The following is a 7,491-nucleotide window of genomic DNA, read 5'->3' on the forward strand; positions in this document are numbered from 1 at the left end:
GCTCGCGGCCGCATCGCGTTCGGCCTTGGCAACGGCCTGGACCTTGAACTCTTCGACCGCGCCGGCCATCTCGCCGATCTCGTCCTTGCGCCCCAAGCCCGGCAGCACGACGTCGAAATTGCCCGAGGCCAGCTCCCGCATCGCCTTGCACATCGCAATCATCGGACGCGAGATGCCGGTCCCCAGCAGGAAGGCGAGAACCGCGCCGAGCAGCGTGCCGCCGATGGCGAGGATCAGCACCAGGTGCTCGGTCTGCCCGATGGTCGCCTCCGATTCCGCATCCAGCCGCTGCTGTTCGGCGACGAGGTCCGCCTTCATGGCGCTGGCGCCCTGTAGGATCGCACCGGCCGAGCCGCTCATTTCGGCCACGAGGTCATCGACCGTCTTGGCGTTGGCGATCAGCTTCTCCAGCGCTTCGCGATAGGCGCCAAGCAGTGCCTTGGCGTCCTTCAGCCCGGCGACGATCTTGTCGTCCATGGAATAGACCGAGCCGAGCGAGTTCTCGACGAATTTCAGCCGGGCGACCGCGCTGCTGGCTGTCGCCTGGTCGGAATTGAGGATGAAATTGTTCGCGGCGGCGCTTGCGGTCTGGAACTGGGCATTGACCTGCTTGGTGCCGAACTCGATCGCCTGCGCTTCGGAATCGGACGCGTTGTTGCCGATGTCGTCGAGCTTGTATTTCAGGAGATTGGCGTTGCGCTGGAGCTGGTTCTGGACCAGCAGCGCGCTGTCGCGCTTGGCTTGTAGGATCTTGGCGAAGGTCGCGGAGAACCTCGAGAACTCCTTGGCGAGCTTGTCGAGGGCTTCCTGCCGTGCCGGCGTCTTGGCGCTCTTGACGGCCTGGTCGATCGCATTCTTCAGGCCGGCTTCCGCCTCCAGCGCGGCCTTGGCGTCGTCCTCCTTGCCGGTCACCACGAAGTAACGGGCGGCGGAGCGATAGGCGATCAGCTCGCGGTCGATGTTGCGGGCGAGGTCGGCCTCGGACACGCTGCTGCGGTAGGACCCCACTCCGGCCGCGACCCGCTCGAAGCCGAAATAGGAGAAGGCCATGCTGCCGGCGGAGATCGCCAGCACCGCTGCGAAGCCCAGTATGATCTTGGCACGGAACCTGAGGGTCGGAAAAAGTGCGCGCTTCGATGGCGACGCGATACGCCCGGACATTCCAACCCCCATTTTCATTTCAGCCGCGATCCGGAGGCGCCCCGCCTCCCGACCTGGATGCGCAAAACTAAGGCAGAATCGATAAAGGGCGGTAAATTTGGCATGCCTGCCCGTCTCAGGGCTTCCATCGGCCAAAGGCCGAACGTGGCCCGTTGGCATTCCACGCCGGCCCGATCGCACTCGCCCCATCCGGCCGCCCGCGCAAATCAAGCGGGCCGGTCTGGATCGATGACTTTTCCATGACCACGCCGACCAAAATCCCAGTTGCAAAGTTCCGGGTCGGTGGTCTCTAATTAGAAGCAATCAAAATCAATCCGGGAGGACTTCACGTGTCTACAGTCAAACTGACGGTCAACGGCAAGGCCGTTGCTGTCGACGTCGAGGATCGCACGCTGCTGGTCCAGCTGCTGCGCGATCACCTCAACCTCACCGGGACCCATGTCGGCTGCGACACCAGCCAGTGCGGGGCCTGCGTCGTCCACATGGACGGCCGCGCGGTGAAATCCTGCACCATGCTGGCGGGGCAGGCCGACGGCGCGAGCGTCACCACGATCGAAGGCATCGCCAAGGGCGACGAGCTGCATCCGATGCAGGCCGCTTTCCGCGACAATCACGGCCTGCAATGCGGCTATTGCACGCCGGGCATGATCATGTCGGCGATCGACATCGTGCAGCGCCATGGTGGCCAGCTCGACGAGACCACCGTCCGCCACGAGCTCGAAGGCAATATCTGCCGCTGCACCGGCTACCACAATATCGTCAAGGCCGTGCTCGATGCGGCCGGTCGCATGAAGGTCGCGCAGGCGGCCGAGTAAAGCGGCCGCCGCAAACAAGAAAACCACCGCCGCTTTCGATGGAAAGCGCGGATCAACGAAATTCCGGTCGGGAGGACCAGACATGGGTGTTGAAGGCATCGGCGCACGCGTCGTGCGCAAGGAAGACAAGCGTTTCATTACCGGCAAGGGCCGCTACGTCGACGACATCAAATTGCAGGGCATGACCCATGCCTATTTCATCCGCAGCCCGCACGCGCACGCCAAGGTGAAGAAGATCGATTCGTCCGCAGCGCTGAACATGCCGGGCGTGGTCGCGGTGCTCACGGGCCAGCAGCTCGTCGACGACAAGGTCGGCAACCTCATTTGCGGCTGGGCCATCACCTCCAAGGACGGCAGCCCGATGAAGATGGGCGCATGGCCGGCGATGGCGCCGGAAACGGTGCGCTTCGTCGGTCAGGCCGTCGCGGTCGTCATCGCCGACAACAAGAATCTGGCGCGCGACGCGGCGGAAGCGGTCGTCATCGACTACGAGGAGCTGCCGGCCGTGGCCGACATGCAGGCCGCGATCAAGCCAGGCGCACCGCAGCTGCACCCCGAAGCCCCCGGCAACCAGGTTTATGACTGGGTGATCGGCGACGAGGCAGCGACCGATGCGGCCTTCGCCAAGGCCGCCAATGTGGTCAAGCTCGATGTCACCAACAACCGCCTCGCGCCAAATGCGATGGAGCCGCGCGCGGCGATCGCCGATTACGACGCGGCGGAAGAGCATTTCACGCTCTACACGACGTCGCAGAACCCGCACGTCGCCCGCCTCGTGCTGTCGGCGTTCTACAACATCGCCCCCGAGCACAAGCTGCGCGTGATCGCGCCCGACGTCGGCGGCGGCTTCGGCTCGAAGATCTTCATCTATCCCGAAGAGATGGTGGCGCTGTGGGCCTCGAAGAAGGTCGGCCGTCCCGTGAAATGGACCAGCGACCGCACCGAGGCCTTCCTCACCGACGCCCATGGCCGCGACCACGTGACCCATGCGGAAATGGCGTTCGACGCCAACAACAAGATCACCGGCTTCAAGGTGAAGACCTACGCCAATTTCGGCGCCTACATGTCGCTGTTCTCGTCCTCGGTGCCGACCTATCTCTACGCGACGCTGCTGTCGGGCCAGTACAACATCCCGGCGATCCACGCCGAGGTGATCGGGGTCTACACCAATACCACGCCGGTGGACGCCTATCGCGGCGCCGGACGCCCCGAGGCGAGCTATCTGATCGAACGGCTGATGGAAACCGCGGCGCGGCAGCTGAACGTCGATCCGGCGGTGCTGCGCCGGACCAACTTCATCACCCAGTTCCCGCACCAGACGCCCGTGATCATGGCCTATGACACCGGCGACTTTAACGCCTCGCTCGATGCCGCGATGAAGGCGATCGACTATGCCGGCTTCGCCGCACGCAAGGCCCAAGCGAAGTCGCAAGGCAAGCTGCGCGGCATCGGCGTATCCTGCTACATCGAGGCCTGCGGTATCGCGCCGTCCAAGGCGGTCGGCAGCCTGGGCGCTGGCGTCGGCCTGTGGGAATCCGCCGAGGTCCGCGTCAACCCGGTCGGCACCATCGAGATCCTGACGGGCTCGCACAGCCACGGTCAGGGCCACGAGACCACCTTCTGTCAGCTCGTTGCGGACCGCCTCGGCGTTCCCATCAGCCAGGTCTCGATCGTCCATGGCGATACCGACAAGGTGCAGTTCGGCATGGGCACTTATGGCTCGCGCTCGGCCGCGGTCGGTCTCACCGCGATCCTGAAGGCCATGGAGAAGATGGAATCCAAGGCCAAGAAGATCGCGGCGCATGCGCTGGAGGCGTCGGAGGCCGACATCGTCATCGAGAACGGCGAGTTCAAGGTGACGGGCACCGACAAGGCGATCGCCTTCCCGATGGTCGCGCTCGCAGCCTACACCGCGCACAATCTGCCCGAGGGAATGGAGCCGGGCCTGAAGGAAAGCGCCTTCTACGATCCCACCAACTTCACCTTCCCGGCCGGCGCCTATATCTGCGAGCTCGAGGTCGATCCCGGCACCGGCAAGACCAGCTTCGTCAACTTCGTCGCGGCCGACGATTTCGGCCGGCTGATCAACCCGATGATCGTCGAGGGCCAGGTCCATGGCGGCCTCGTGCAGGGCATCGGGCAGGCCCTGCTCGAGCACGCGGTCTACGATGCCAACGGTCAGCCGATCACGGCCTCGTTCATGGATTATGCCATGCCGCGCGCCGACGATGTGCCGTCGTTCAGCCTCTCCCACACCACCACGCTGTGCCCAGGCAATCCGCTGGGCATCAAGGGGTGCGGCGAGGCCGGCGCGATCGGGGCGTCAGCAGCCGTGATCAACGCGATCACGGATGCGATCGGCAAGAACAATCTGGAAATGCCCGCAACCCCCGACAGGGTGTGGCGCACGATCCACGCGGCTTGAGAGGGAGCAACCAAGATGTACCAGACCACTTATCATCGCGCTTCCTCGGTCGACGAAGCCGTCAGCCTGTTCGGCAAGAGCAGCGAGGCGAAGTTCCTTGCCGGCGGCCAGACCCTGCTGCCGGTGATGAAGCAGCGGCTCGCGGGTCCCTCGGACGTGATCGACCTCGGCAAGATCAAGGAGCTGCAGGGCGTCGAACTCTCGGGAGACACGCTGACCATCAAGGCCGCCACGACCTATTACGACATCATGACGAATGCCGATGTGAAGAAGGCGATCCCCGCGATCGCCTATCTCACCTCGGTGCTGGGCGATCCCGCGGTGCGCTATCGCGGCACGATCGGCGGCTCGATCGCCAACAACGATCCCGCGGCGGACTTCCCCGCCGCGCTGCTCGCGCTCGGCGCCACCGTGAAGACCAACAAGCGGTCGATTGCGGCGGAGGACTTCTTCCAGGGCCTGTTCACGACAGCGCTCGAAGATGGCGAGATCATCACCGCCGTGTCGTTCCCGGTGCCGGCGAAGGCAGGCTATGAGAAGATGCGGCACCCGGCCTCGCGCTTCGCGCTGACCGGGGTGTTCGTCGCGCAGACCAAGTCGGGCGAGGTTCGCGTCGCCGCCACCGGCGCCTCGCAGAGCGGCGTGATGCGCGTCCCCGCAATCGAAGCCGCGCTGAAGGCGAACTGGTCGCCGTCGGCGATCGACGGCGTCAGCATCTCGGCGAACGGATTGCTGGCCGACATCCACGGCACGGCGGAATATCGTGCCAATCTGATCAAGGTGATGGCGCAGCGCGCGGTGGCTGCCGCGAGCTGATAGCGCCTCGACACAAATTTTCCGCGGCGCGCACTTCGGTGCGCGCCGTTTTTATTTGCCCATGCGGCATGAAAACCGCTTGCCTCGCTGGCGTGAAGGCGAGAAAAGTTAATCAGCCAATTAACTCGCCCAAAGAGGCGTGTCCGAGGCACTCGCCAACCCATCGGCGATCCGCCCGCGACCCGAGGAAACAACAACGTGCTCGATAAATCAGCCCCCACCTCCACCGTCCGCACCTCCGGCCCGCTGTCGGGCTTTCGCATCGTCGAATTCGCCGGCATTGGGCCCGGTCCGTTCGCCTGCATGATGCTGGCCGACATGGGCGCCGACGTCGTCACACTCGATCGCGTGGGCGCGAAGAAGAGCATGAAGTCGGTCGCCGGACGTGGCCGCAAGGTGATCGAGCTCGACCTCAAGGACAAGGCGGCGATCGCCGAGGTGCTCGACCTGCTCGCGAGCGCCGACGCGCTGGTCGAAGGCTTCCGTCCCGGCGTGATGGAGCGTCTCGGCCTCGGCCCGGATGTCGTGCTCGCGCGCAATCCGAAGCTGGTCTATGGCCGCATGACCGGCTGGGGTCAGGAAGGTCCGCTTGCCAATGCCGCCGGCCACGACATCAATTACATCTCCATCACCGGCGCGCTCGCCGCGATCGGACCTAAGGAAGCGCCGGTGCCGCCGCTCAATCTGGTCGGCGATTTCGGCGGCGGCGCGCTCTATCTCGTCGTCGGCGTGCTCGCTGCGCTCTTGGAAGCGCAAAAGTCCGGCAAGGGCCAGGTGGTCGACGCCGCGATGTGCGACGGCGCGGCCTCGCTGATGTCGTTCTTCTTCGACATGACCACGCTCGGCCGCTGGACCGAAGGGCGCAACCAGAACTTCCTCGACGGCGGCGCGCATTTCTACGGCGTCTATGAATGCGCCTGCGGGCACTTCGTGTCGATCGGCTCGATCGAGCCGCAGTTCTACGCGCTGCTGCGCGAGCATGCGGGCCTGACTGACGCCGATTTCGACGCGCAGATGAATCCCAAGGCTTGGCCCGCGCTGAAGGAGAAGCTCAAGGCCGTATTCAAGAGCAAGACGCGCGAGGACTGGTGCAAGATCATGGAAGGCACCGACATCTGCTTCGCGCCCGTCCTGACCATGTCGGAGGCAACACAGCATCCGCACATGGTCGCCCGCAACGTCTTCATCGAGCGTCACGGCGTGAAGCAGCCCGCGCCTGCGCCGCGCTTCTCACGCACGCCCTCGGCGGCGCGCGAGCCGGACGCGGCGGAGATCAAGGCGGTGACGAAGGCGTGGGCAGGGCGTTAAGATCCCTGCTCGCCTCAACTCGGTCGCCCCACAAGCTTTCCGCGGTTGACGTTCAAGGAAATCAAGCCCGGCTGAAATCGAGGGAACTACGTCATTCGTGCGGCGGGCACGATCTGCGATGATTGAAGCCGGCTTGCGGAGATTCGACCATGGCCCTCCAGCTGCGACCGAACTGCGAATATTGCGACCGTGACCTGCCGCCGCACGCGACGGAGGCGCGGATCTGCTCCTATGAATGCACATTCTGCGCGGAGTGCGTCGAGACGAAGCTCTTCAACGTCTGCCCGAACTGCGGCGGCGGGTTTGCGCCGCGCCCGATCCGCCCCTCGCAGGAATGGCGGCCGGGCGTGTGCACGACCAGGCAGGCACCGTCGGACAAGCGGGTGCATCTGAAGTACGGCCTCGACGACGTCGCAGCGCATTGCGCGCGGATCAGAGGCGTGCCGCCGGAGCAGCGCTAACCGATCTCGCGCCTGACCTTCGCCGCGGCGTCGCACATGGCCTTCAGCTTCCCGAACGCGGTCGCGCGCGGCATGTATTTCATGCCGCAATCGGGCGCCGGAACCAGGCGCTCGGGCGACACATATTTCAAACCGTTGCGAATGCGGCCGGCGACGGTATCGACGCTCTCGATCGCGGGATCGGCGAGATCGAGCACCCCGAGCATGATCTTCTTCGACGACAGGTCCTTGAGCACGCCGAGGTCGAGCTTGGGCTGCGCCGCCTCGATCGAGATCTGGTCGGCAACGGTGTCATCGAGCTCGGCCAGAAATGAATAGCCGGCCGGCTTATTCGAACCGGGCACGACGGCCGCATAGCCGAAGCACAGATGCACCACCGTTGGCACCGTGATCCCCTGCAGGGCGCGGTTGATCGCCTTGACCGCATAGCGCTTGGCGAGCTCGGGATTGTTGCGCACCCAGGGCTCGTCGAGCTGGATCACGTCGGCGCCGGCCTTCTGCAGAT

General features: G+C 64.9%; 7 protein-coding genes. 5 read left to right on the forward strand and 2 right to left on the reverse strand.

Annotated features, from left to right (window positions below; all coding sequences use genetic code 11):
• Positions 1-1,161 (reverse strand): HAMP domain-containing protein (locus tag SE91_RS30275; RefSeq protein ID WP_156490075.1); only part of this gene is annotated, 1,161 nt, incomplete at its 3' end.
• Between the two features lie 329 nt (positions 1,162-1,490).
• Here SE91_RS30275 and SE91_RS30280 point away from each other — a divergent pair.
• From SE91_RS30280 to SE91_RS30300, 5 genes are all read left to right on the forward strand, one after another.
• Positions 1,491-1,976 carry a (2Fe-2S)-binding protein gene (locus tag SE91_RS30280; protein WP_008541877.1) on the forward strand — a complete coding sequence of 162 codons (486 nt, stop codon included), beginning with the start codon at positions 1,491-1,493 and terminating at the stop codon, positions 1,974-1,976.
• Between the two features lie 82 nt (positions 1,977-2,058).
• Entirely contained in the window at positions 2,059-4,401 is a 2,343-nt protein-coding gene (locus tag SE91_RS30285) for a xanthine dehydrogenase family protein molybdopterin-binding subunit (protein ID WP_061850263.1), read from the forward strand.
• 15 nt (positions 4,402-4,416) lie between these two features.
• Entirely contained in the window at positions 4,417-5,217 is an 801-nt protein-coding gene (locus SE91_RS30290) for an FAD binding domain-containing protein (RefSeq protein ID WP_061850264.1), read from the forward strand.
• 198 nt (positions 5,218-5,415) lie between these two features.
• Complete coding sequence (locus SE91_RS30295; RefSeq protein ID WP_061850265.1) at positions 5,416-6,525, forward strand: CaiB/BaiF CoA transferase family protein; 1,110 nt, start codon at positions 5,416-5,418, stop codon at positions 6,523-6,525.
• A gap of 149 nt (positions 6,526-6,674) precedes the next feature.
• A complete protein-coding gene (locus SE91_RS30300) occupies positions 6,675-6,986 on the forward strand; it encodes a DUF1272 domain-containing protein (RefSeq protein WP_061850266.1) in 312 nt (103 codons plus the stop codon).
• On the opposite strand, the gene SE91_RS30305 is transcribed toward SE91_RS30300, so the two are convergent.
• Positions 6,983-7,491, reverse strand: a 509-nt coding sequence (locus tag SE91_RS30305) for a uroporphyrinogen decarboxylase/cobalamine-independent methonine synthase family protein (RefSeq protein ID WP_502687161.1), incomplete at its 5' end; no start/stop codon positions are given. The two genes, SE91_RS30300 and SE91_RS30305, sit on opposite strands and share 4 nt — an antisense overlap.

This window comes from Bradyrhizobium sp. DOA1, assembly GCF_001593325.1.
Classification (GTDB): Bacteria; Pseudomonadota; Alphaproteobacteria; order Rhizobiales; family Xanthobacteraceae; genus Bradyrhizobium.